This is a genomic window from Corallococcus praedator (assembly GCF_003612125.1).
Taxonomy (GTDB): Bacteria; Myxococcota; Myxococcia; order Myxococcales; family Myxococcaceae; genus Corallococcus; species Corallococcus praedator.
Map to the genome: position 1 here is coordinate 1 of NZ_RAWI01000995.1, position 454 is coordinate 454.

The 454-nt window shown below is 42.5% G+C and carries 1 protein-coding gene; it reads right to left on the reverse strand.

Annotation, left to right across the window (positions count from 1 at the left end; translation table 11 throughout):
- Window positions 1-437 (reverse strand): phosphatidylserine decarboxylase (locus D7Y13_RS42750; protein WP_244222484.1); only part of this gene is annotated, 437 nt, incomplete at its 3' end.
- Window positions 438-454 lie beyond the last annotated feature (17 nt).

Below are 454 nucleotides of genomic sequence, written 5' to 3' on the forward strand. Positions count from 1 at the left end.
CTCTCACCGATCTTCACATTGATCTTGGTACCTATCGGTACAAACACATCTACTCTTGATCCAAATTTAATAAAACCAAATTCCTTGCCTTGAACCACCGGTTGGCCTTCCTTTACATACCAGACGATCCTCCTGGCCAAAAAGCCCGCAATCTGCCTAAAAAGAATCTCGGAACCATTTTGGGCTTTTACAACCACTGTAGTTCTCTCATTTTCAGTACTCGATTTTGGATCCCAAGCCAGCAAATACTTGCCAGGATGGTACTTGAAGAAAGACACCACACCAGAGATCGGGTTTCTATTCACGTGCACATTGAAAGGTGACATAAATATGGAGATCTGTTTTCTAGGCTCTTTAAAATATTCCGTTTCTACAGTATCTTCTATAACTACTACTTTACCGTCTGCAGGAGCAAGGATGTGATTGGCATGGACCACAGTGTTCCTTCCTGGAT